Below are 24,292 nucleotides of genomic sequence, written 5' to 3'. Positions count from 1 at the left end.
CCGGAGGCGCCTGGATGCGCGACCACTTCATGATGATGGCGGCCTACAATCGATGGTGCAACGAACGCATCTACGATGCCGCAGCCCGCCTTTCGGATGCGGACTACCGTGCCGATCTCGGCGCGTTCTTCAAGTCGGTGCACGGCACCCTTAATCACATACTCGTGGGTGACCGGGTGTGGCTGTCACGCTTCACGCGGAGCGGGCCGGTACCGACCGCCCTTAACGAGATCCTCTATGACGACTTCGACGGCTTGAGCGCCGCGCGGCGCGAAGAAGATGGGCGCATCGCTGCCTATGTCGAAAGGCTAGACTGGGACAACTTCCAAAGCATCCTCCACTATCGCGCGCTGTCAAGACCGGACGAGGTGAGCCTTCCGCTTGTCACGGCTCTGCATCATTTCTTCAACCACCAAACCTATCACCGGGGCCAGGTGACGGCCCTTCTGACACGTTTGAACGGCGCCTCTCCCCCCATAGATCTCCTTTACTACGCGCTTGAAACAGGAGACGGACTGCGCCCGACCTAGAGCGCTTCGCTCTTCATCGAGCCGCTTGCCGAGCGACGCGTTTGCCGTCACAACGCCGCCCATGCTCACGATCACCGACCTTACCTACCGAATTGCCGGCCGCACCCTGTTCGACAAGGCGAGCGTCAGCGTTCCTGCACGCGCCAAAGTCGGCTTTGTCGGCCGCAACGGCACCGGCAAGACGACCTTGTTCCACCTGATTCAGGGCGACCTGGCACCGGAAAGCGGCGACATCCGGCTGCCCAAGGCAGCCCGGATCGGGGCAGTCGCCCAGGAAGCACCGGCCACGGACTCCAGCCTCGTGGACTGGGTGCTTTCGGCCGATACCGAGCGAGCGCGGCTGATGGCCGAAGCGGAGTCCGCAACCGATCCGGAGCGGATCGCCGAGATCCATGTGCGCCTCTCCGACATCGATGCCCATTCGGCCGAGGCGCGTGCCGCCACCATCCTGTCCGGCCTGGGCTTTTCCAGCCAGGCACAGGCCCGGCCCTGCCATGAATTCTCCGGTGGCTGGCGCATGCGGGTCGCCCTCGCCGGGATCCTGTTCTCCGCGCCCGACCTGCTGCTCCTCGACGAGCCGACCAACTATCTCGATCTGGAGGGGACGCTCTGGCTTGAGACTTACCTCGCGCGCTACCCGCACACGCTGGTGCTGATCTCGCATGACCGCGACCTCCTGAACGGTGCCGTCAACCAGATCCTGCATCTCGACCAGGGCAGGCTCACCACCTACTCGGGCGGTTACGATTCCTTTGCGCGCCAGCGTGCCGAACAGGCCATGCTTCAAGAAAAGCGCATCGCGAAGCAGGAAACGGAACGCAAAAACCTGCAGGCCTTCGTCGACCGGTTCCGCGCGAAGGCCTCGAAGGCGAGACAGGCGCAGTCGCGCCTGAAACGTCTGGAGAAGATGGAAGCGATCGCGCCGGTGGTCGACGACGCGGTGCTGCCGATCCGGCTGGAAGATCCCCCCGGCCGTCTCTCGCCCCCCATCATGGCGATGGAAAACATCACGGTGGGGTACGAGCCGGGCAAACCGGTCCTGTCACGGCTCGATCTGCGCATTGACGACGATGACCGCATTGCCCTGCTCGGCTCTAACGGCAACGGCAAGTCCACCTTCGCCAAGCTGCTTGCGGGCCGCCTGGATGCGGAAGCAGGCCGGATCGTGCGTGCGGACAAGCTGAAGGTCGCCTATTTCGCCCAGCACCAGCTGGACGAGCTCGTGGGCGGTGAGACACCGGTCGAGCACGTGCGACGGCGGATGCCGGACGCTCCTGAATCGAAGGTGCGCGCACGCACCGTTCAGTTCGGACTGCCCGGCGAACGTATGGACACCAAGGCGCGCGACCTGTCCGGCGGCGAGCGCGCGCGTCTCCTCCTGGGACTTGCGACCTTCGACGGGCCGCACATGATCATCCTGGACGAGCCAACCAACCACCTCGACATCGACAGCCGCCAGGCGCTGATGGGGGCGATCAATGCCTATAGCGGCGCGGTCATCCTGATCTCGCACGATCCCTATCTCGTCGAGGCATGCGCCGATCGGCTCTGGCTCGTGTCAGATGGCACCGTTTCGTCCTTCGACGGCGATCTCGGCGACTATCGCGATCTCGTTCTCAAGCGCGACGCCGGGCGAAGGCAGAATGGCGAGGGCACCGACGACGGCGCGCGCGGCAACGCCCAGGAGCGCCGGCGCGCCGCCGCCCAGGCCCGCGCGGAACTGGCGCCGCTGAAGAAGAAGATCACCGCCGCGGAACGGCAGATCGAGGCCGCCCAGACACGGCTCGCCACTCTCGATGCCGCGCTGGCTGATCCGAAGCTCTTCTCCGGCGACCCGGGCAAGGGGGCCAAGCTGGCCAAGGACCGCGCGCGCACGGCTGAAGAGATCGAGATCCTGGAGGAGAACTGGCTCGCACTCTCCTCCGAGTACGAAGAAGCGCTCGCAAGCGCCTGATCCTGAAAGCGTTCAGGCCATCTTCTTCCAGGCGCCAGAGTCGGTCTGGCGCCAATAGGTCACGCCGTGACCACCGTCCTTCGCCTCTTTCCAACGGGTCCGCGCGTCCTGGACGGACGTCTCGTCGTGGCCGTCGAAAAGATAGACCACGCGCTCGTAGGGTGAGAGATCCGCGCAGGTGGACCGGTCGACCAGGAAGCGGACTGTCGCAGCGTTGGGATTCTCGTCGAGGCAGGTGAGCCAGATCGGCTGCAACTCGGCCTCGCCGTCGCGGGCCGTGCCGTGCGGAAGGAAGGCATCATCGCGGTAGGCCCAGAGGTGAGAGGACAGCGCTTCGCGCCGCTCCTCGTCCCCCGTCTGGACGACGACCTTCCAGCCCCGCTGCAGAGACCGTTCAAGAAGCGTGGGGAGCACCTGCTCAAGCGGCTGGCGCTCCAGATGGTAGAACAGCACTTCCGCCATCTATCCTGCCCCTATCACGGTTCCGACCCACACGACCTCGCGATCAACTCCGCAAGGCCGGACGGAAATCCGGTTTCCACTTTTCCTGGCCTTGGCCGGTCACTCCGCAAGGCCGGACGGAAAACCGGTTCCCACTTTTCCTGGCCTTGCTCTAGCCCTCGTAGTGATCCGCGATCACGCGGTCGATGAGCTGCACGCCGAAGCCGGATCCGAACGTACGACTGATCTCGTTGGCGGGTGCACCGAAGCCGGTGCCAGCGATATCGAGGTGCACCCAGGGCGTCTCGCCAACAAACCGCTTCAGGAACTGCGCGGCCGTGATCGAACCGGCAGCCCGCCCACCGGTGTTCTTCATGTCGGCAAACTTGGAATCGATCAGCTTGTCGTAGTCGGGACCGACCGGCAAACGCCAGACGGTGTCGCCTGTGGCAATGCCCGCCTTGGAAAACTCGTCGGCCAGCCGGTCATCGTTGGTGAACAAGCCTGCATTGGTGTGGCCCAGCGCAATGATGACAGCGCCGGTCAGGGTCGCCAGGTCCACCACGAAACGCGGCTTGAAGCGGTCAATCGTGTAGTGGAGCGCGTCGGCCAGAACGAGGCGGCCCTCGGCGTCGGTATTGATGATCTCGATGGTCTGGCCAGCCATGGACGTGACGATGTCGCCCGGGCGCTGGGCATTTCCGTCGGGCATGTTTTCCACCAGCCCGATCACGCCCACAACATTGGCTTTCGCCTTGCGGGCAGCGAGCGCGTGCATCAGGCCGACAACGCAAGCCGCGCCGCCCATATCGCCCTTCATGTCTTCCATGCTGGCGGCCGGCTTGATCGAGATGCCGCCGGTATCGAACACCACCCCCTTGCCCACGATGGCGACCGGCTGGGCATCGGCGGCGCCCCCCTGCCAGCGCATGATGGCCATTCGAGCCGGGCGCTCGGACCCCTGGGCCACACCAAGGAGCGCGTTCATGCCGAGCGCAGCCATCTCGGCTTCTTCCAGAACCTCGACCTCAATGCCGAGTTCGGAAAGTGCCGCCGCCTTTTCGGCAAACTCTACCGGACCGAGAACGTTGGCGGGCTCATTGACGAGTTCGCGCGCGAGGATGACGCCCTCGCCAACAGCTCGTGCCGCCTCCCAGGCAGCGGATGCGGAAGCCGGATCGCTCACACCGATGGTGATGTCCGGTCCGGCGGCGTCGCTGTCGCCATTGTCATCCTTCTTTTTCGACTTGTAGCGATCGAAGGCGTAGGCCCGCAGCATCATGCCCATGGCAAGGCGCGCGGCCGAACGATCATCGAATGCCGCTTGTCCGGGACGCTCGGCTAGAACAGTCACGGTGCCGCACCCCTTTGGCAGAGCTCCGTAGATCGATCCCCCAAGCGATGTCCACTCGGCCTCCTCCAGTTCTCCACCGCCGAGCCCGGCAATTACGATTCGGTCGAAGGGGAGGTTCGCCGGTGCCAGTACCTCGACCGTCCCAGCGCGCTTGCCTTTGAATTTTGCAAGCTCCATGGCCCGCTTAAGAAGGCCGCCCGCTTCTTCATCAAGGTCATTGCCGGTCGCTCCGAGCGCGCGCGTGTCGTCGCAAAGAAGCACGAGAGATCCTGCGGTCGGGCGAGCAATCTCGGCGAAGCGGATGGTGGGAGAAGCGGACATGTCCGGAAAGACCTCGCTGGCGGGATGATCTGGGAAAGGGCGATCTGGGGAGACCGCCGTCGAACCGGAAAATGGACCTCGCGGCTGATGGCCGCAAGACATCCGTCCTCTCGGCGCCGCAAACGGTCCCTACCCGTTTGATCGCGCCCGCCGATTTGCGTGGCTTTCGACGCGGATTCCGGAACGCTTCCAATTCCGCGGGTGCACAGGGAGCCAAGGCAGGCTAACAAAGGCGCTGCAAGGACGGACGATCTGGTTTCGAGTGAATGCGTCTCATCCAACTCTACATTTTCCGGCGGGTAACGACAGGCTTCGTGGCCGTGATGGTCGTGCTGACCGCCGTCGTGTGGACAACGCAGGCGTTGCGGCAGCTCGACGTCGTGACCTCCAAAGGTCAGACGATCGGGCTATTTCTCGAACTGACCCTGCTCGCTATTCCCTTCCTGATGCTGCTGACCGCCCCCATCGCCCTCGTGATGGCAATGGTGACCGTCTACAACGGCTTCAACAGCGACAGCGAACTTGTCGTGATGAGTGCCGCCGGCAATTCGCGGTGGCAGCTGCTCAAGCCCAGTCTGATTCTCGGTGTGATCGTCACCATCATCATGCTGGCCGTCTCGACCTATATCGCGCCAATGGGATTGAAGCAGGTACGGGTGCTGATCACCCAGGTTCGCGCCGACGTCATCGCCACGGTGCTGCAGCCCGGGCGTTTCATGTCGATTGAATCCGGTCTGACGGTGCACATCCGCGACAGGCTGCGCGACGGCTCGCTGCAGGGCCTCGTGCTGTCGGACGAGCGCGACCCGCAACGCAGCCAGACCTACCTCGCAGCGTCTGGCCGCATCGTCGAAACCGCGGAAACTACGCTGCTGGTCATGCGGAACGGCTCCATGCAGCGCTTCGATCCGCGTGACGACGACATGTCGATCATCCAGTTCGACGCCTATGCATTCGACCTGACCAGCATGCTGCCGGACCAGGTCTCGACAACCTTCCGTCCGAGCGAGCGGACGCTGCTGGAATTGATGAACCCGTCGCCGGACGATGAGTACGCGAGAAACAACGCCGACCGTTTCCGGGTGGAGTTTCACGACCGGCTCTCGCAGCCGCTTTACGCGATCACGCTGGTGCTTCTCGGGTTTCTGTTCGTCGGCGACCCGCAGACCCTGCGCCAGGGACGAACATCTGCCGTGATGGGAGCCATCGTGGCGCTCGGCTCAGTTCGCTTCCTCGGGTTCGTGGCGACAACGCTGGCGGTGCGGTTCCCCGTAGCCACCGTTGCCATGTACGGCATACCCATCGTCTTCGCGCTGCTCTCGCTGTGGATCATTCTCACCGACCGCACGATCACCGCCCATGACCGGGCATCGGCCGCCATTGCCGACTGGATCAAGCGGCTGACGGAATCGCAGGGAAGCAAAGCGCTGGCGGTGCGCAGGAAGCGGGCGGCGCAATGAGCGGAACGATCCTGCCCCGCTATCTCGCCATGCGGTTCGTGAACTGGATCGCGGCCGTCTTTCTGCTTGGCAGCGCCATCATCCTGATGGCCGACTTTCTCGAACTGTTGCGCCGCACAAGTGACTCAGACAGTGTCACGGTTCTTCGTGCCCTTCTGATCTCCGCTCTCCGCACTCCCTCCCTGACCGAAGAATTCCTGCCCTTCGCGGTCCTGTTCGGCTCGATCGCGGCCTTCATCGGTCTGAGCCGGCGCCTCGAGCTCGTCGTGGTGCGGGCGTCCGGTGTCTCGGTCTGGCAGTTCATCCTGCCGGCCCTGGTCGTTGCGCTGGGGATCGGAATGGCGGCAACCGCGATCTACAATCCGATTTCGGCAGCCCTGAAGGAGCGGGCCAACCTGCTCGGTGCCACGCTCTTCGACGGGGAACAGAAGGTGCTGATCCAGACCAGCGGCGACGTCTGGTTCAGACAGGACGGAGAAGACGGGGAATCCATCGTCCACACCGGACAAGTCGTAGAGGATGGCAAGCATTTGTTCGGAGTTGTCGTCTACCAGTTCGATGACAACAACACGTTCCGGCAACGGATCAATGCGAGAGAGGCGGTTCTGAGTGACGGTGAGTGGGTCCTCTCGGACGCAACGGTCTATTCGACGGACGGTGAGGCGACCAAGCGGGATACCGTTTCGGTTTCCACATTCCTCACGCCGACCGAGGTCCGCGAGACCATCGGGCAGCCGGACGCGGTTCCGTTCTGGCGCCTCCCGTCGGTCATCACGCTCACCCAGCGTGCTGGCCTTCCTGCCTACCGCTACAGACTGCGTTACCAGACCCTTCTTGCCCGCCCGATATTGCTTGCTGCCATGGTCCTGATCGCTGCTACCGTTTCGTTAAGGCTCGCCAGACTTGGCGGCATCGCACGCGCCATTGCAGGTGGCGTCGCTGCCGGGTTCGTGCTTTATGTTACGGCAGAGATCACGAGTGACCTTGGGGGCGCTGGGGTGATCGCGCCGGCAACCGCCGCGTGGGCTCCCGGTCTGGCTGCGATTTTGTTGGGCGTTTCTATCCTGCTGCATCAGGAGGACGGATGAGGTTGAGCACCCGTTGCGTGTTGCAGACGGGCATTTCCCGCTCGATTCCTCGTCGCCGCTCCCGGCGGCGGAATGCGCGCGCACTCGCGTGCGTGATGTTGAGCGTTGCCGTTTTCCTGCTTCCAGTCCCCTCTTCCGCGCAGGTCGCCGACACCGATGGCGATCTCTTCGGCGTGCGTCCGGCCGACGACGCGCAGCTGGTGCTGCAGGCGGACGAGTTGATCTACGATCAGGACACCGACGTCATTTCGGCGGTGGGCAATGTCGAGATCTATTATGACGGCTATACCCTCTTCGCGAACACGGTGCGCCTGGACCGCAAGACTGGCCGCTTCACGGCAGAAGGCGGAGCCAAGCTCACTGAGCCCGACGAGAACATCATCGTCGCCGAGACCATTTCGCTGACCGATGACTTTCGCGACGGCTTCATCGATGCCCTGCGCATCGACGCGGTGAACCGCACCCGGATCGCAGCCGAACGTGCCGAGCGCGAGAACGGCGACGTCACCACCATGCACAAGGGCGTCTACACCGCCTGCTATTCGTGCCTGGCACGGCCGGAGAGGCCGCCGACCTGGCAGATCAAGGCGCGGAAGATCGTCCACAACAAGACCGAGCAGACGATCAGCTACAACGATCCACGCCTGGAGTTCTGGGGCGTTCCGGTGGCCTACTTCCCCTATTTCAGCCACCCGGATCCGACGGTTAAGCGCAAGTCGGGCTTCCTGCGGCCGAGCGCCTTCTATTCCGACAATCTCGGCTTTGGCGCGTCTATTCCCTACTATTGGGCGGCCGGGGAATCCTATGACGTGACCTTCGTCGCAACGCCGCTGTCCCAGCAGGGCCTGCTGATGGACGTCGAGTTGCGCAAGACGTTCCGGTCAGGCGAAATGACCATCCGCGGCGCGGGCATCCGCCAGCTCGATCCGAGCGCCTTCTCCGGAGAGGCTGGCGACACGGACTGGCGCGGCGTGATCACGACCCACGGCGCCTTCCGCATCAATCCCCGCTGGAACTGGGGCTGGGATGCAGCGCTGTTCAGCGACGTGAAGTTTGCCAGCGACTATGCTGACCTGTGGCAATCCACCAGCACATCGACCCTGTTCCTGACAGGCATCGGGGCGAACAAGTTCTTCGAAGTGCGCGGCTACGCCTTCCAGATCCTCAGCGAAGATTTCGTCTATTCGGGCACGACCCAGCCACCGGCGGGCTCGCCGTTCACCGGATCCGGAATCGACCAGCAGGAAAAGCAGCCCTACGTCCACCCGGTTCTCGATTACAAGGGCCTGATGGACCAGCCGATCCTGGGCGGTGAGCTGAGCTACGACATGAACCTGACCTCGCTGACGCGCGAGGAAACGGATGCGATCTTCACGTCAGCTGGCGATGCGCGTTTTCGCGGCGTGGCCGGCACCTTCACACGCACATCGGCAAAGGCCGAATGGCGCCGCCAGCTTATCGATCCGCTGGGGCAGATCTACACGCCTTTCGTCGCGGCACAGGGTGACCTCTTCATCCTCGATTCCACCGATCCCAACGTGACCGCGCTCGCCGACGAGACCGTTGTCGGCCGGGCCATGCCAACGGCCGGCATCACCTACCGCTATCCCTGGCTCAGCGCACACAAATGGGGCACCCAGGTCTTCGAGCCGATGGGACAGCTGATTGTCCGCCCGGACGAGACGAGCATCGGCGAGCTTCCCAACGAAGACGCGCAGAGCATCGTCTTCGATGACACGACACTTTTCGATGCGGACAAGTTCTCCGGCTTCGACCGCGTTGAAGGCGGCACGCGCGCCAACCTCGGCATGAAGTACACGATCTCTACTTATGCTGGCGGCTTTGTCTCCGGCCTTGTCGGTCAGTCTTTCCAGCTTGCAGGTGAGAACTCCTACGAGGTCCCCGGCATTCTCGATGCAACCGAATATTCCGGCCTCGAGACGAGCGAGTCGGATTACATCGCGAGCCTCTATCTCGACACCAACATGGGCCTGCGCATGAGCGCTCAGGGCCGGTTCGACAACGACGACCTGCAGGCCAATCGCTTCGAGGCCCAGGCCACCGGCGTCACCGGGCCGGTTACATCCCAGGTGATTTACGCTTTCCTGCGCGAGCAGCCAGACCTCGGCATCACCGAAGACCGGCGCGAGGTTCAGGGCGCAGCCAGCTTGCAGCTCTTGCGCAACTGGCGCCTGTTCGGCCGCGTGCGCTACGATCTCGAAGATTCCGGCATCGTCCGAGACGGCTTCGGCCTCGGCTATGACGACGATTCGATGTCCGTGTCTGTGACCTTCGCCGAAGACCGAAGCGACACGACGGACATTGACCGCACCGTCTATCTTCGCCTCGGACTGCGTACGCTCGGCGACAGCGACATTTCGACCGGCCTCGGCGACTATCTGACCGACTGATTTCGCGCCCTCAGCCGCTTCACAGAGGGCGACATCCCCGAGCGCCACGCTTTTGCCGTACGCAACAGGCACTCCATCCCGTAGTATGGCGGTGGACCCTCCACCAGTTTGATCTTAGGTGATGGGCCAGAGCTGCGTTCGTGTCCTGCGGGACGTGACGCAACAATTTTGAACACGGCACCCCTGGAGGATCTTCGTGGCGAGAGCGACCGGTATGGTTCGGACCATCCTGGCAGGCGCGGTGGCCCTTATCGGCATCGCCCTTCTTCTCACCGAACCGGCAGCTGCGGCGACCCGCATCGAGGTGGTGGTCAACGATCAGGCAATCACCAACTATGCGATCGACCAGCGCGCCCGGCTTCTCAAGCTGACCGGAACACCGGGCAACGTCAGGTCTCAGGCGGTAGAGCAGCTCATCGACGAAGCGCTCCAGAGCCAGGAAGCCAAGCGCGCCAACGTCAAGATTTCCGACTCCCAGGTCGACAATGCCTTTGCCGAGATTGCCAAGCGGTTGAAGCTCTCGCCCGGCAATTTTTCCAAGGCGCTGAGCCAGAACGGCGTCAATCCTCAGACGCTGAAAGACCGGCTTCGCGTGCAGATTGCGTGGGGCCAGGTTGTCAGCACCCGCTTCCGTTCGTCACGCAGCATCACCGAGCAGGACATGATCGCGCAGTTGCGTGGCAAGGGCAGCGACGTCAGCAAGGACACCGACGAATATCTGCTCCAGAGGATCGTGGTCGTCATCCCGAAGTCCGGATCCCGCTCCCAGGTCTCCACGGCCGAAGGCACCGCACGCCAGCTCCGCAATCGGTTCACGTCCTGCGAAAGCGGCCTTCAGCTTGCCGCGCAGGCGAATGGGGTCGTGGTCAAGTCTGCCGGCCGCCGGCTGGCAAGTGAGATCCCGGAGGATGCGCGCAAGCGCATCGAAGAGACCCAGGTCGGCCATCTTTCCGCTCCCGCACGGACGGATGAGGGCATCGAGATGTACGCGGTCTGCGAAAAGGACACGGTGCGCAGCACCGAGGCGGCCATCCAAGAGGTCCAGTCGGAAATCGTCAGCGAGGAGGGCCAGATCTTCTCGCGGCAGTACCTGCGAAATCTCCGAAAGGATGCCGTGATCGAACGGCGCTGACGATGGCCAACTCCCTAGCCCGGTCCGCGCGCCCCCTGGCCGTGACGTTGGGGGAACCGGCCGGAATCGGTCCCGACCTCATTCTGCGCGCATGGACGGAGCGTGCAGCGCGCGGCCTGCCGCCCTTCTTCGTCGCAGGCGATGCGGCTTTCCTGATACGCCGGGCCGATTGCCTGGGCCTTTCGGTCGCGGTGAAGACCTGCAATGTCGGAGATGTCGCAACGGTCTTTCCCGATGCTCTCCCGGTCGTGGAGACGGGCCATGCCGTAAAGGGGGAACCCGGCTCTGCTACGGCCGAGGACGCTCCTGCCGTGATCGCCTCCATCGACACCTGCGTGCAAGCGATCCGCTCAGGTGATGCCGCGGCTGTCGTTACCGCGCCGATCCACAAGCGGACGCTCTACTCCGCCGGCTTCGACCATCCCGGCCATACCGAGTATCTTGGTTTGCTTGCCGAGAGCCTGTTCGGAGTTCGCGCGGCACCCATCATGATGCTCGCCGGCCCCGACCTGCGAACCGTCCCTGTGACGGTCCACATCCCGTTGCGCCTCGTCCCCGAACAATTGACCCCAACCATGATCGTGACGGCTGGCCAGATCGTGGCCCACGACCTGACGGATCGCTTCGGCATCGAGAAGCCGCGGATCGCCGTAACAGGGCTGAACCCGCATGCCGGCGAAGGCGGATCGCTCGGCCATGAGGACGAACTGATTGTCGCCCCGGCCGTGGGGGAATTGCAGGAACGCAAGATCGATGCCAGCGGCCCCTACCCGGCCGACGCGCTTTTTTCGGAAGCCGCTCGCAAGACCTATGACGCAGTGCTGGCCATGTATCACGACCAGGCTCTGATCCCGGTCAAGACGATCGCCTTCGACGAAACCGTCAATGTCACCCTCGGTCTACCCTTTATTCGGACTTCACCGGACCATGGGACGGCGTTCGACCTGGCCGGCACGGGCCGCGCACGGCCCGAGAGTTTTCTGGCCGCACTGGCAATGGCCGAGCGCATGGCGATGCGGAGCGGCTTCAAGACCGGCCATGCCTGACGATCCACTTCCGCCATTGCGCGACGTCATCCGGGATCACGGCCTCTCGGCTCGCAAATCGCTTGGACAGAATTTCCTGCTCGATCTGAATCTGACGCGCCGCATCGCACGAACGGCGGGCGACCTCTCGCAGATGACCGTCATAGAGGTCGGTCCCGGGCCGGGGGGGCTGACCCGGGCGCTGCTGATGGAAGGCGCGGCGAAGGTCGTTGCGGTCGAGCGCGACCGCCGCTGCATCGCTGCACTCGAGGAGGTCGCCGCGGCATGGCCCGGGCAGCTGGACATCATCGAGGGCGATGCACTCGAGGTCGACCTGGCATCCTATCTCGAGGGACGGCCCGGTGCGGTCGTCGCCAACCTTCCTTACAATGTCGGCACAGCCCTGCTCGTCGGTTGGCTAGAGACCGAACCGTGGCCACCTTGGTGGCAGTCGCTGACCCTTATGTTTCAGCGGGAGGTCGCCGAGCGCCTTGTCGCGGCACCCGGCACATCTGCCTATGGCCGCCTTGCGGTTCTGACGGGCTGGCGGGCCGACGCACGGATCATGTTCGACGTGACGCCGAAGGCCTTCACGCCCCCACCGAAGGTATGGTCGTCGGTGGTTAACCTGGCACCACGTGCCGAGCCCCTGCCCTGCAACGGCCGGATCCTGAGCCGCGTCACGGCGGCCGCATTCGGACAGCGCAGGAAGATGCTGCGCCAGAGCCTCAGAACGTTGGGCGGCGACACGTCCGCGCTGATCGAGGCCGCGGGCCTCGATCCGACGCAGCGGGCGGAAACGGTCACCGTGGAAGAATTCGTTACGTTGGCGCGGGCGGTCGAGGCTGACGGATCGTAGCGGACAGCGCGCGGCCATCAGCGATTTCGTCAGAGATCCGCGATCAGGCCCTCCACGAAGGCGCCCATCTCCGGTGCCCGACTGCGCTTGAGCCGCTCGGCCGCCAGAATGGAACGAACCCCTGCGAGTGCCCGGTCCAAATCATCGTTGACGATGACGTAGTCGTACTCGTTCCAGTGGGCGAGCTCGGTCTTGGCATTCACGAGGCGCCGGGCGATCGTTTCCGCGTCGTCTTCGGCCCTCCGCTCCAGCCGTGCCTTCAGCTCGCGTCCCGATGGGGGCAGAATGAAGACCGACACAACATCGTCGCGGCAGGTCTGGTACAGCTGGAGCGTTCCCTGCCAGTCGATGTCGAAGAGGATATCCTGTCCCTTCGCTAGGGCAACGTCGACTGGTTCGCGCGGCGTGCCGTAGAAGTTGCCGTGCACTTCGGCCCATTCGAGCAACTCGTCATGCTCGCGCATGGTCTCGAAACGCTTCTGCGAGACGAAATGATAGTGGACACCGTCCGCCTCGCTCGGCCGTTTCGACCGCGTGGTCGCCGAAATCGACAAGCCGATATTCTCGTCGGTCTCAAGCACGAGGCGGGAAATGGTGGACTTGCCCGCGCCGGACGGCGAGGACAGCACAAGCATCAGACCGCGGCGGGTTGGAACTGCGGATTGTTCGCTCACGGTCAGGCTACTCCAGGTTTGCGACCTGCTCGCGCAATTGGTCGACCACCACTTTCAGATCCAGGCCGATGGCCGTGACGTCGCGATGCACCGACTTGGCGGTCAGGGTGTTGGCCTCGCGGTGACATTCCTGTGCGAGGAAATCCAGGCGCCGGCCGACGGCGCCGCCGCCGGTCAGTAACGCGGTCGCTGCTTCGACATGCCCGTCGAGCCGGTCAAGTTCCTCGGCAATATCAGCCTTCGCGGCGAGAAGAGCGGCTTCCTGGTGGAGGCGAACCGTATCGAAGGATGCTGAGGCGTCGAGAAGTGCGGAAACCTGCGCGCTCAGCCGCTCTCGGATCGCATCAGAGGTCCGCGAAGGATGTGCACGCGCGGAATGCGCAAGCGCACCGATCCGGGCGACCTGCTCACCGACGATCTCGCCCAACCGTGCACCCTCGGCCTGCCGGTTCTCGGCCAGGGCGCCCAGCATGGTCTCCAGACCCTTCCGGATCGACGCTTCCAGCGTCTCGTCGCTGGCCGCGCTTACATCATCCTCGACTGGCTCCAGGACGCCCCGGATGGCGAGCAGCCCGTCGGCGCTTGGCGGCGCGACGTCGCCGCGCTCCTGAAGCGGTCGAATCAGGTCCAGGAGCTGATTCAGATGTGGCTCGTTGAGCGCGTAGCGGGCAAGAGTGTCCGTTTGCGATGTGGCCAACGATATGGAGATCGTCCCGCGTTTGAACCGCTTGCCGGCCAGTTCGCGCACCGTCGGGTCGAGCCGTTCCCAGCCTTGCGGCAGGCGAACCCTGAGATCGAGGCCGCGTGCATTGACCGAGCGAGCCTCCCATACCCAGGTGATCCCCCCGCCTGCACCCCGCGTCGACGCGAAGCCAGTCATGGAAGACAGCGTCATCGGTTCGCGTCCCGCGCTCGCACCAGCCAACTTGTCATTCCGACGATCCGGAATTGGATCGGCTCGCCTCGATCTCGCGCCACTTCGCTACGTTGCGATTGTGCTCCTGAAGCGTCTTGGCGAATGCGTGACCACCCGTACCGTCCGCAACGAAGTAGATGTCCTCGGTTCGCGACGGATTCACCACGGCCTCGATGGAGTCGCGGCCAGGGTTGGCGATCGGACCCGGCGGCAGCCCTTCGATCTGGTAGGTGTTGTAGGCGTTCGGCCGCTGCATGTCGGACCGGTAGATGGTCCGCGACTTTTCCCAGGCCTCCCCACCATAAAGACCGTAGAGGATGGTCGGATCCGACTGGAGCTTCATACCGCGATTGAGGCGGTTGATGAAGACGGCGGCGACCCGGTTGCGCTCGTCCGCCCGCGCCGTCTCCTTCTCGACGATGGAGGCAAGCGTGATGAGATCGTCCTTGGTCTCGATCGGCAGATCATCGGAGCGCCGCTCCCATGCTTCGTCGACCACCTTCTGGTGAGCGCGCTGCATGCGTTCCAAGACATCCTGGCGCGAGGCACCACGAGTGAACTTGTACGTTTCCGGCAGCAGACTCCCTTCCGCCGGAATATAATCGATGTCGCCGACGAGGATCGGATTCTCGTTGATCCGGGCCACGATCTGCGCGCTGGTCAGCCCTTCCGGGATCGTGATCGAGTGCTGAATCGATCGGCCATCGACCAACCGCTCCATGATCGAATCCATGCTGGCATGGGCCGGGATCATGTACTCGCCAGCCTTGATCTTGGTCGCCGTGTCCAGCATCTGCGCGGCGCCGACAAAGATCCAGCGGTTGGAGATCAGTCCACGATCCTCAAGCTGGGACGCGACATTCTCGACGTTGGTGCCCTGGTCGACGACAAAGTTGGCATCCGAGCCGCTCGGCCCCGGCGAGAGATATTCCTGACGGCTCCAATAAAGACCGACGCCAGCGATGAAACAGGCGAGCAAGCCGAGCGTAAGGAAGAAGTTCAGGACGATGACGATCGGATGGCGGGCCTGACGCGAGCGGACCTTCGGCGGCGGCCCGGGAGCCAACTCCGGCTGCAGCGCTTCGCGCGGACTGCGCGGAGCGGGACGTGCGGCGACTGGCCTCGGCCGGTTGCGCTTGCCCGGTCCGGGCTTGTCTGACGCGTCCTTGCTCATTCTCGTTCCCTGATCGGCGAAACACGCGGTCTGGAACAGAGCGTTAAGCACTGCTCCAGTCTGAGCCTTGGCGGCCGATTGCGGCCATATCCCGGCGACCTCACCGAAGCCGTCCTAACCCCGAATAGACCGCACGAATCCGCCCGGCCGGAAAAAAGGGACCAGCACAGCGCATCCGAACCAGCCGGTCCCATAGGGATCGATTCGATCCGAACGGGAAAGGCTCTAGGCGTCGACGCGTCGGAATACCAGTGAGGCGTTGGTACCGCCGAATCCGAAGGAATTCGAGAGCGCAACATTGACCTCGCGATCCCGTGAGGCGTTCGGCGCCAGATCGATCGCTGTCTCGATGGAGGGATTGTCGAGGTTGATCGTCGGCGGGATCTTGTTGTCGCGGATCGCAAGCAGAGAGAAGATCGCTTCGACCGCGCCGGCCGCTCCGAGCAGATGGCCGGTCGCCGACTTGGTCGACGACATGGTGAGATTGCCGGCGGCATTGCCCATCAGACGCTCGACCGCTCCCAGTTCGATCTCGTCGCCCATGGGCGTCGAGGTGCCGTGGGCGTTGATATAGTCGATCTCGGCGGCGGTGATGCCCGCGCGCTTCATGGCCGCGGACATGCAGCGATAGGCCCCGTCGCCGTCTTCCGACGGCGCTGTGATGTGATAGGCGTCGCCAGAAAGGCCATAACCGATCACTTCGCCATAGATCCGAGCGCCGCGGGCTTTCGCGTGCTCGTACTCTTCCAGCACGACGACACCAGCGCCCTCACCCATGACGAAGCCGTCACGGTCCCGGTCGTACGGTCGAGAGGCCTTCTCCGGCTCGTCGTTGAAATGCGTGGACAACGCCCGGCAGGCGGCGAAACCGGCAAGGGCGAGACGCCCGATCGGCGATTCGGACCCGCCGGCGACCATGACGTCGGCATCGTCGAGCGCGATCAGACGCGCCGCGTCGCCGATGGCGTGCGCCCCGGTCGAACAGGCCGTCACGACCGCGTGGTTCGGTCCCTTGAGACCGTAGCGGATAGAGACATAGCCTGAGGCAAGATTGATCAGCCGTCCGGGAATGAAGAACGGCGAAAGACGGCGCGGGCCGCGATCACGGAGCGTCATCGCTCCGTCCTCGATACCCATCAGGCCGCCAATACCCGAACCGATGAGGACGCCGGAGCGGGTCTGATCCTCATAAGAGGTCGGCTTCCAGTCGGCATCGGTGAGGGCCTGCTCGGCAGCGGCCATGGCGAAGACGATGAAGTCATCGACCTTGCGACGCTCCTTCACCTCCATCCAGTCGTCGGGATTGAACGTCCCGTTCGACCCGTCGCCACGCGGAATCTGGCAGGCAATCTGACAGGCCAGGTCGGACACTTCGAAGTGGTCGACCCTGGAGGCGCCGCTGTTGCCTGCAAGCGCGTTAGCCCAGGCTGTTTCGATCCCACACCCCAGAGGGTTAACCGTCCCCAGCCCTGTTACGACAACGCGTCTCATCAACCAGCTGCTCGCCTTTGTTCCTGTTCGTCCTGAAATAAGGGGAAACGGCTACCGGCCCCGCTTTTGGCGGGACCGACCGTTCCGGACGCCCTGTTACTGGGTGTTCTTCTCGAGAAACTTGACCGCGTCACCCACGGTCAGAATCGTCTCGGCTGCGTCGTCCGGGATCTCGACGGCGAACTCCTCCTCGAAGGCCATGACAAGCTCGACGGTGTCGAGGCTGTCCGCCCCGAGGTCGTCGATGAAGCTGGCATTCTCGGTGACCTTCTCCGGTTCCACCCCGAGGTGCTCTACGACGATCTTCTTCACCCGTTCCGCGATGTCGCTCATTCTCGGTTCCTCGATTGTGTTTGCGAAACTATCCTGCCGGGCTGCCCCGGCCTCAATGACCGCGTTTCTTCTCTTAGGAAAGACCCAGCGGATGATCCAGGACCGATCGGCCTCGACGTCTGCGTCCTCGTCTCGGAGGCACGCTCATGCCGTGGCCAGTCCTCAGGGCGCGGCGGTAGGTAACACACTTTCAAAGGCTTGACCAGAAGCGCCGCCGCCCGTCCGGTCCAGGATTTCCGGGCCTCGCGGCCCCTTGACGGAAGCGTCAGACCATGACCATGCCGCCGTTGATATGGAGCGTCTGGCCGGTAACGTAAGAGGCTTCGTCACTGGCCAGATACACGACGCCGGCTGCGATGTCCGCGCCCGTTCCGAGAGCGCCCGCCGGCACAGCAGAGAGAATCGATGCCTTCTGGCTGTCGTTCAGGGCGTCGGTCATTGGGCTCTCGATAAAACCCGGGGCGACGGCATTCACCGTCACGCCACGGCTCGCCACTTCCTTGGCCAGCGCCTTGGTCATTCCGATCATGCCCGCCTTGGCAGCCGCGTAGTTCGCCTGCCCCGCGTTCCCGGTCACCCCAACGATCGACGTGATGTTGATGATGCGACCGCTGCGCTTGCGCATCATCGTGCGCAGGCAGGCGCGCGACAGACGAAAAGCGGTGGAAAGGTTCACCTCGATGACGGCGTCCCAGTCCTCGTCCTTCATCCGCAGCGCGAGCATGTCGCGGGTAATACCGGCATTGTTGACGAGGATGTCCACCTGACCGGCGGCTTCCTCGAGTGCCGGTACCAGATGCTCGACACTGTCGCGGTCGGACAGATCGGCCGTCAGCACATGGGTGCGCTCGCCGAGATCCGACGCCAGCGCATCGAGTGCTTCGCGCCGCGTGCCCGACAGGGCGACGGTCGCGCCCTGGGCGTGCAGCGCCCGGGCGATGGCGCCGCCGATGCCGCCGCTGGCGCCCGTGACGAGCGCGGTCTTGCCGGTAAGATCGAACATTCGCGTTGTCCTATTTGGCCGTGCCGAGACGCTCGGCGAAAGCGCGGACATCATCCGGGCCGTTCACCGTAACGCCCTCGAGCGACTTGTCGATCCGTTTCGCGAGGCCGGTCAGCACCTTGCCGGCACCGGTCTCGGCAACGCAGCCAACACCGTTGGCAGCCAGCCACTCGACCGATTCCCGCCACCGGACGGAACCGGTCACCTGCTCGACCAGCGCGGCTCGGATCGCTTCGGGATCGCTCAACGGGGCAGCCTTGACGTTGGCCACCAGGGGTGCGGCAGGAGCATTCAGCGCAACCGCGGAGAGCGCCTCCGCCATTACAGCAGCGGCCGGAGCCATCAACGGGCAATGGAAAGGCGCGGAGACCGGCAACAGCATCGGCCGCCGGGCGCCGCGCTCCTTGGCAAGCTCGATGGCGCGCTCGACTGCCGCCTTCCGGCCGGAGACGACCACCTGGCCCGGCGCATTGTCATTGGCTACCGCAATCACGTCGCCTTCCGCCGCATCCCGTGCAACGCCCTCGGCGGCTTCGCGATCCAGGCCGAGCAATGCGGCCATGGCACCCTCACCCACCGGCACGGCCTCCTGCATGGCCAATCCGCGGCGGCGCAGGAGGCGAGCCGCGTCGGCGACCGACAGGCTGCCGGCTGCGGCCAGCGCGGAATACTCTCCCAGCGAATGGCCCGCCACGAAAGACGCCGCGTCGGCGACCTGAACGCCTTCAGCCTCAAGGGCGCGAATCGCGGCGATACTGACCGCCATCAATGCGGGCTGGGCGTTCGCCGTCAGCGTCAGGGTCTCGATCGGTCCGTCCCAGATGGTCGCCGACAGCTTCTCGCCAAGGGCATCGTCGACCTCGTCGAAAACGGCGCGTGCCGACGGATAGGCGTCCGCGAGATCGCGGCCCATGCCGACGGCCTGGCTGCCCTGTCCGGGAAAGGTGAAAGCGATCGTCATCTGATAAACTGCAATCCTCATCGGCCGCTTCGAGCCCAGCCGTGTCATCCGAGATCTCTGGTCTCGTGTGCGGCCGGACAAAGACGAGCCAGCAACGCTGTGTCAAGTGCCGATGCTTCGCCGCCCCTCAAAGCAGTTGCATTTTCGCGCGAAACAGCTAGATAGACCGGCTTACATCACATTCGGCTGGAGGCTGAACGGAAAGCCGCTCCCGGTTGTTCACCGTAAGCGGCAGGTTTCTATAGTGGAAACCGTTTTCCCGTGTCTCCGCTCGCGAAGGCGTATTCGAACGCCTTTCCCGAAGGCTTCGACGAGGCTCCGCGCCGGATGTGAAGGTCAACAGAGGAAGGCACATCCATGCCGCTTTATGAGCATGTGTTCCTGGCTCGCCAGGACATTTCCGGCCAACAGGTCGATCAGCTGATCGAGCAGTACAAGGCCGTGATCGAAGGCCTCGACGGTTCCGTCGGGCGCATCGAAAACTGGGGTCTTAAGAACCTCGCCTATCGCGTCAAGAAGAACCGCAAGGCGCACTATGCGCTGATGGACATCGACGCCCCGCCTGCCGCCATCGCGGAAATGGAACGCCAGATGCGTCTTTCGGAAGACGTGCTGCGCTACCTGACCGTTCGCGTGGAGGCACACGAGGATGGCCCGTCCGTGATGAAGCAGAAGCGCGAGCGCGACGACCGCCGTCGCGGTGAGCGTGGTGATCGTGGCGACCGCGGGGATCGCGGCGACCGGGGTGATCGTGGAGACCGCGGCGACCGCCGTGACGACCGTCGTGGAGGTGCACAATGATCGATATCGCCCAGCTGCCGACCCGTCGGCCTTTCTTCCGCCGCCGCAAGACCTGCCCGTTCTCGGGCGATAATGCACCGCGGATCGACTACAAGGACGTGAAGCTTCTTCAGCGCTATGTTTCCGAGCGCGGCAAGATCGTTCCGTCCCGTATCACCGCCGTTTCTGCCAAGAAGCAGCGTGAACTTGCGCGTGCCATCAAGCGCTCCCGCTTCCTCGGCCTGCTGCCCTACGTCATCAAGTAAGGCTGGCGCGCCCTGCGCGGCGCATACAGGTCGACGAGCTCGCCTGCGGCGGAATCCGGATCCACTGGTCCGGCTGCCGCGGGCACCGCTGGGACCGGCTGGACCGGTCTCTAACCGCGCCCGGAACGCGATCCGGCCCGACACCGATCGGTCGGTCGGAGGCTCGGCACCGGGCATTCACTTCGATCACGAATCAGCAACGGGACGGTTCCCTTTGCCGACGTGATTTCCGTGCGGGACAGCCGGAAACAAGGAATACATCCATGCAGGTCATTCTTCTCGAGCGCATCCCCAAGCTCGGCCAGATGGGCGACACCGTTCGCGTGCGCGATGGTTTCGCCCGAAACTTCCTCCTGCCGCAGGGCAAGGCGCTGCGCGCCAACGAGGCCAATCGTCAGCGCTTCGAGCGCGACCGGGCTCAGCTTGAGGCGCGCAACCTGGAGCGCCGCCAGGAAGCCGAGCAGGTCGGCAACAAGCTCGACGGCGAGAAGTTCATCGTCATTCGCCAGGCTGGCGAGACCGGTCAGCTCTACGGCTCCGTCTCCACCCGCGACATTGCCGAGATCCTTTCCGAAGGCGGTTTCTCCGCCGGCAGGAACCAGGTCGAGCTCAACCAGCCGATCAAGACTCTCGGCGTGCATGACGTCATCATTCGCCTGCACCCGGAAGTCGCGGTCACGGTATCGCTGAACATTGCACGCTCTCAGGACGAGGCCGAGCGCCAGGCGCGCGGCGAAGATGTTCTGGCTCGCGACGACTTCGCCTTCGAGGAAGACGAGGACGAAGAGGACGCCGAGACCGAGTCCGAGTTGGAGGAAGCTTCCGAGGGCGAAGCCGAAGCCGAAGCCCCGGACGCCGAAGAAGAGCGTTGATCTCGCTTACGAACTGACAAGGGAGCGCTTGTGATCCAAGCGCTCCTTTGCTTACGATACAGGCGACACGAAAACGGAGAGTCGCCCGGCCTTACCCTCCCGTCTGGCGACCCGAGGTGTAATGGACCGGCTGCTCAATACCTTCCTGTCGCGTATCGTCATGATCGGGTCCCTGACCGTGGTCGATTCCGATGGAGCCTCCCATGTGTACGGTGACGGCTCCGGGATACCCGTTCGCGTTCGTTTCGCAGACGCGAAGACCGAACGCGCCTGCATCCTCAATCCAGGGCTGAAAGTCGGTGAAGCCTTCATGGACGGCACGCTGACCGTCGAGGAAGGCACGATCTACGATTTCCTCGAGGTGGTGCTGGCTAATACGGGCCTCGATCGTCCTGCCTGGTGGATCAAGGCCGAGGAAAGCTATCGCTACCTCACGCGGCGGCTGCGCCAGAACAACACGCCGACCCGCTCGCGCAACAACGTTGCCCATCACTACGATCTGAGTGGCGAGCTCTACCGCCTCTTCCTCGATTCCGACTGGCAGTATTCCTGCGCCTATTACGAGAGGCCGGACTCCAGCCTGGAAGAGGCGCAGCTGGCCAAGAAGCGGCATATTGCTGCCAAGCTCCAGATCGAGCCCGGCATGAAGGTGCTCGACATCGGATCGGGATGGGGCGGGATGGGGCTTTACATCGCGCGGCACCTCGGTGCCGAGGTCACCGGCGTCACCCTCTCCACCGAACAGTACGAACGGTCCAACGCCCGAGCCGCGGAAGCCGGTCTCTCCGACCGGGCCAAATTCCACCTGATCGACTACCGGAAACTGGATGGCCCCTTCGATCGGATCGTCTCGGTGGGCATGTTCGAGCACGTCGGCGTGGGCTATTTCCCAGACTTCTTCCGCAAGTGCCTGTCGTTGCTGTCTGATAACGGTGTAATGCTCCTGCATTCCATTGGCCGTTTCGACGGAGCGGGCGACACCAATTCGTGGATATCCAAGTACATCTTCCCGGGCGGCTACATCCCCGCCTTGTCGGAGGTACTGCCGGTGATCGAACGCACCGGCCTGAAGGTCACCGACATCGAGATCCTGCGGCTTCACTACGCCGAGACGCTGCGGGCCTGGCGCGAGCAATTCATGGCGCGGCGTGACGAAGCCAAGACGCTTTACGACGAGCGCTTCTGCCGGATGTGGGAGTTCTATCTCGCAGGCTCGGAAACGGCATTCCGCTACCAGGACATGATGAACTTCCAGATCCAGATGACCCGCGACCAGCGCGCACTTCCGCTCACCCGCGACTACATGATCGCGGAAGAGCAGCGGTTGCGCGACCTCGACAGCCCGCAGGCCGCGTACAGGGAAGCGGGGGAGTAATACCCCGCGTCCCGTCAAGCCCTGGCATCCGGCACCGGTCGACGGCCGGGGATAACGGGCACAAGTTCCGAATCGGGTAGGCTTGGTCTCCCCTTTGGCGGCCCTGGCCGCTATTGGTCTTCATGCGCTGCCCCGGCAACCCTCCATGCTGCCGATCTTGTGCAGGCGGCGCATTCGTTGACCTTGATCCGAAGATTGGCCGCGCGGCCCGGCGAAGCTCCTTCAGCACGCCGGGCACCCTCGGCACCACAGCCGGGCGCAACGGCGACGGAGGCAAATGATGGCCACCTCGGCCCTGTCCCTGACCGACACTCCCGCGGAAACCCGCACCGCACCGCACAACATCGAGATCGAGCGCCAGCTCCTCGGTGCGATCCTGGTCAACAACGAAACATTCTACCGCGTCACCGACTTTCTCGAGCCGACGCACTTCTTCGTCGAGCAGCACCGCCAGATTTACGAGAAGACCGCGCACCTGATCCGCGCCGGCAAGGTTGCCTCGCCGATCACCGTGAAGACCTTCTTCCCGGCCAATGCCAAGTTTGGCGACACGCCGGTGACGCAATATCTGTTGCGGCTGGCTGCTGACGCGACAACGATCATCAACGCCGAGGACTACGGCCGCACCCTGACGGATCTTGCGCTGAGGCGCGCCCTGATCACCGTCGGCGAAGACATGGTCAATGTCGCTTACGATTCGCCGATCGACGCCACGCCGCGCCACCAGATTGAGGATGTGGAGCGCAAGCTCTTCTCGCTGGCAGAAAGCGGGCGTTTCGAGGGTGGCTTCGGCTCGTTCGGGGACGCCGTCACGCTTGCCGTCGACATGGCCGCGGCAGCGTTCGAACGATCGGGGCAACTGTCTGGAATTTCCACCGGCCTTGTCGATCTCGACCGCCAGGTCGGTGGCCTCCAGTCGTCCGACCTGATCATCCTTGCCGGCCGCCCGGCCATGGGCAAGACGTCGCTCGCCACGAACATCGCGTTCAACATCGCCAAGGCCTACAAGGCCGAGACCCTGCCCGACGGTTCGCCGAAAACGGTCGACGGCGGCATTGTCGGCTTCTTCTCGCTGGAAATGTCCTCGGAACAGCTCGCCACCCGCATTCTGGCGGAGCAATCGGGCGTGTCCTCATCGAAGATCCGTCGGGGCGACATCGATGTCGACCAGTTCAACCAGCTTGCCGCCACGGCGCAGGAAATGCGGGCGTTGCCGCTTTACATCGACCAGTCCGGCGGCCTGACGATCGGCCAGCTGTCCGCCCGGGCTCGCCGGCTGAAGCGCCAGCGCGGCCTCGATGTGCTGGTCATCGACTATCTGCAGTTGCTGCAGGGCTCGGGCAAGCGCGCCTCCGATAGCCGCGTTCAGGAGATCACCGAAATCACCACCGGCCTCAAGGCGCTGGCCAAGGAGCTGAATGTCCCGGTCCTCGCCCTCTCCCAGCTCTCACGCCAGGTGGAGAACCGCGACGACAAACGGCCGCAACTTGCGGACCTGCGCGAATCAGGCTCGATCGAACAGGACGCCGACGTGGTAATGTTCGTCTACCGCGAAGAGTATTATCTGAAGAGCCGGATGCCGAAGGAAGGCACCGAGGAGTTCTTCGAGTGGCAGGCCCAGATGGAGCAGGTCACCGCGCGCGCCGAGGTCATCGTCGGTAAGCAGCGACATGGCCCGACCGGCACCGTCAACCTGCAGTTCGACGCCGAGGTCACCCGCTTCTCCAGCCTGGCACCCGACGATCACCTTCCCAGCCGGCTCGACTAGGATCGCCAGGCAGCGACGTACGCCGTCGGCAACCGGTGCGCTGGCCCCGTCAGGCCACTAGACTTGGAGTACTCTGCGAAATCGTGCACATCGCACCGGCTCCA

Annotated in this window: 22 protein-coding genes; 13 read left to right on the top strand and 9 right to left on the bottom strand. The window is 63.9% G+C overall.

Annotation, left to right across the window (positions count from 1 at the left end):
* Positions 1-14: 14 nt before the first annotated feature.
* Together C507_RS20035 and C507_RS0101535 are read left to right on the top strand one after the other, a co-directional pair.
* Positions 15-530: a DinB family protein gene (locus C507_RS20035; RefSeq protein WP_040400526.1), complete on the top strand. Its 516-nt coding sequence runs from the start codon at positions 15-17 to the stop codon at positions 528-530.
* Between the two features lie 61 nt (positions 531-591).
* Entirely contained in the window at positions 592-2,484 is a 1,893-nt protein-coding gene (locus C507_RS0101535; protein ID WP_018697886.1) for an ABC-F family ATP-binding cassette domain-containing protein, read from the top strand.
* Positions 2,485-2,496: 12 nt separating this feature from the next.
* On the opposite strand, the gene C507_RS0101530 is transcribed toward C507_RS0101535, so the two are convergent.
* Both C507_RS0101530 and C507_RS0101525 read right to left on the bottom strand, forming a co-directional pair.
* Positions 2,497-2,946, bottom strand: a complete 450-nt coding sequence (locus C507_RS0101530; RefSeq protein WP_018697885.1) for a DNA polymerase III subunit chi — start codon at positions 2,944-2,946, stop codon at positions 2,497-2,499.
* A gap of 151 nt (positions 2,947-3,097) precedes the next feature.
* Positions 3,098-4,600 carry a leucyl aminopeptidase gene (locus tag C507_RS0101525; RefSeq protein WP_026318750.1) on the bottom strand — a complete coding sequence of 501 codons (1,503 nt, stop codon included), beginning with the start codon at positions 4,598-4,600 and terminating at the stop codon, positions 3,098-3,100.
* A gap of 266 nt (positions 4,601-4,866) precedes the next feature.
* Here C507_RS0101525 and lptF point away from each other — a divergent pair, with 266 nt between their 5' ends.
* The 6 genes from lptF (at position 4,867) to rsmA (ending at position 12,575) form a co-directional block, all read left to right on the top strand.
* Positions 4,867-6,060, top strand: a complete 1,194-nt coding sequence (gene lptF, locus C507_RS0101520) for an LPS export ABC transporter permease LptF (RefSeq protein WP_018697883.1) — start codon at positions 4,867-4,869, stop codon at positions 6,058-6,060.
* Entirely contained in the window at positions 6,057-7,148 is a 1,092-nt protein-coding gene (gene lptG / locus C507_RS0101515) for an LPS export ABC transporter permease LptG (RefSeq protein ID WP_018697882.1), read from the top strand. The genes lptF and lptG overlap by 4 nt, the downstream gene beginning before the upstream one ends.
* 95 nt (positions 7,149-7,243) lie before the next feature.
* Positions 7,244-9,559: an LPS-assembly protein LptD gene (locus C507_RS0101510; protein WP_018697881.1), complete on the top strand. Its 2,316-nt coding sequence runs from the start codon at positions 7,244-7,246 to the stop codon at positions 9,557-9,559.
* Positions 9,560-9,773: 214 nt separating this feature from the next.
* Positions 9,774-10,691, top strand: coding sequence for a SurA N-terminal domain-containing protein (locus C507_RS0101505; protein ID WP_018697880.1), 918 nt, complete (start codon positions 9,774-9,776; stop codon positions 10,689-10,691).
* Between the two features lie 2 nt (positions 10,692-10,693).
* Positions 10,694-11,737, top strand: a complete 1,044-nt coding sequence (gene pdxA / locus C507_RS0101500; protein WP_018697879.1) for a 4-hydroxythreonine-4-phosphate dehydrogenase PdxA — start codon at positions 10,694-10,696, stop codon at positions 11,735-11,737.
* A complete protein-coding gene (rsmA, locus tag C507_RS0101495; protein ID WP_026318748.1) occupies positions 11,730-12,575 on the top strand; it encodes a 16S rRNA (adenine(1518)-N(6)/adenine(1519)-N(6))-dimethyltransferase RsmA in 846 nt (281 codons plus the stop codon). Before pdxA ends, rsmA begins: the two co-directional genes overlap by 8 nt.
* A gap of 29 nt (positions 12,576-12,604) precedes the next feature.
* On the opposite strand, the gene gmk is transcribed toward rsmA, so the two are convergent.
* The 7 genes from gmk to fabD all read right to left on the bottom strand — a co-directional run bounded on the left by gmk (position 12,605) and on the right by fabD (position 19,127).
* A complete protein-coding gene (gene gmk, locus C507_RS0101490) occupies positions 12,605-13,210 on the bottom strand; it encodes a guanylate kinase (protein ID WP_018697877.1) in 606 nt (201 codons plus the stop codon).
* A gap of 46 nt (positions 13,211-13,256) precedes the next feature.
* Complete coding sequence (locus C507_RS0101485) at positions 13,257-14,144, bottom strand: YicC/YloC family endoribonuclease (protein ID WP_018697876.1); 888 nt, start codon at positions 14,142-14,144, stop codon at positions 13,257-13,259.
* 34 nt (positions 14,145-14,178) lie between these two features.
* Positions 14,179-15,339, bottom strand: a complete 1,161-nt coding sequence (mltG, locus tag C507_RS0101480) for an endolytic transglycosylase MltG (protein ID WP_018697875.1) — start codon at positions 15,337-15,339, stop codon at positions 14,179-14,181.
* Between the two features lie 225 nt (positions 15,340-15,564).
* Positions 15,565-16,830 carry a beta-ketoacyl-ACP synthase II gene (gene fabF / locus C507_RS0101475; protein ID WP_026318746.1) on the bottom strand — a complete coding sequence of 422 codons (1,266 nt, stop codon included), beginning with the start codon at positions 16,828-16,830 and terminating at the stop codon, positions 15,565-15,567.
* A gap of 96 nt (positions 16,831-16,926) precedes the next feature.
* On the bottom strand, positions 16,927-17,163 hold the full coding sequence (locus C507_RS0101470; protein ID WP_018697873.1) for an acyl carrier protein: 237 nt from the start codon (positions 17,161-17,163) through the stop codon (positions 16,927-16,929).
* Positions 17,164-17,428: 265 nt separating this feature from the next.
* Positions 17,429-18,166, bottom strand: coding sequence for a 3-oxoacyl-[acyl-carrier-protein] reductase (gene fabG, locus C507_RS0101465; RefSeq protein ID WP_018697872.1), 738 nt, complete (start codon positions 18,164-18,166; stop codon positions 17,429-17,431).
* A 10-nt stretch (positions 18,167-18,176) separates the two neighbouring features.
* Positions 18,177-19,127 carry an ACP S-malonyltransferase gene (gene fabD, locus C507_RS0101460; RefSeq protein ID WP_018697871.1) on the bottom strand — a complete coding sequence of 317 codons (951 nt, stop codon included), beginning with the start codon at positions 19,125-19,127 and terminating at the stop codon, positions 18,177-18,179.
* A 357-nt stretch (positions 19,128-19,484) separates the two neighbouring features.
* Between fabD and rpsF the strand changes: the two genes are divergently transcribed.
* From rpsF to C507_RS0101435, 5 genes are all read left to right on the top strand, one after another.
* Complete coding sequence (gene rpsF / locus C507_RS0101455) at positions 19,485-19,928, top strand: 30S ribosomal protein S6 (protein ID WP_018697870.1); 444 nt, start codon at positions 19,485-19,487, stop codon at positions 19,926-19,928.
* Positions 19,925-20,173, top strand: a complete 249-nt coding sequence (gene rpsR, locus C507_RS0101450; protein ID WP_018697869.1) for a 30S ribosomal protein S18 — start codon at positions 19,925-19,927, stop codon at positions 20,171-20,173. The genes rpsF and rpsR overlap by 4 nt, the downstream gene beginning before the upstream one ends.
* A 263-nt stretch (positions 20,174-20,436) precedes the next feature.
* A complete protein-coding gene (rplI, locus tag C507_RS0101445; RefSeq protein ID WP_018697868.1) occupies positions 20,437-21,045 on the top strand; it encodes a 50S ribosomal protein L9 in 609 nt (202 codons plus the stop codon).
* Between the two features lie 121 nt (positions 21,046-21,166).
* Complete coding sequence (locus C507_RS0101440; RefSeq protein WP_018697867.1) at positions 21,167-22,420, top strand: cyclopropane fatty acid synthase; 1,254 nt, start codon at positions 21,167-21,169, stop codon at positions 22,418-22,420.
* A gap of 280 nt (positions 22,421-22,700) precedes the next feature.
* Positions 22,701-24,188, top strand: a complete 1,488-nt coding sequence (locus C507_RS0101435) for a replicative DNA helicase (RefSeq protein ID WP_018697866.1) — start codon at positions 22,701-22,703, stop codon at positions 24,186-24,188.
* The last annotated feature ends 104 nt before the right edge of the window (positions 24,189-24,292 follow it).

This window comes from Amorphus coralli DSM 19760 (genome assembly GCF_000374525.1).
GTDB classification, from domain to species: Bacteria; Pseudomonadota; Alphaproteobacteria; order Rhizobiales; family Amorphaceae; genus Amorphus; species Amorphus coralli.
This window is presented reverse-complemented; position numbering and strand designations above follow the sequence as displayed.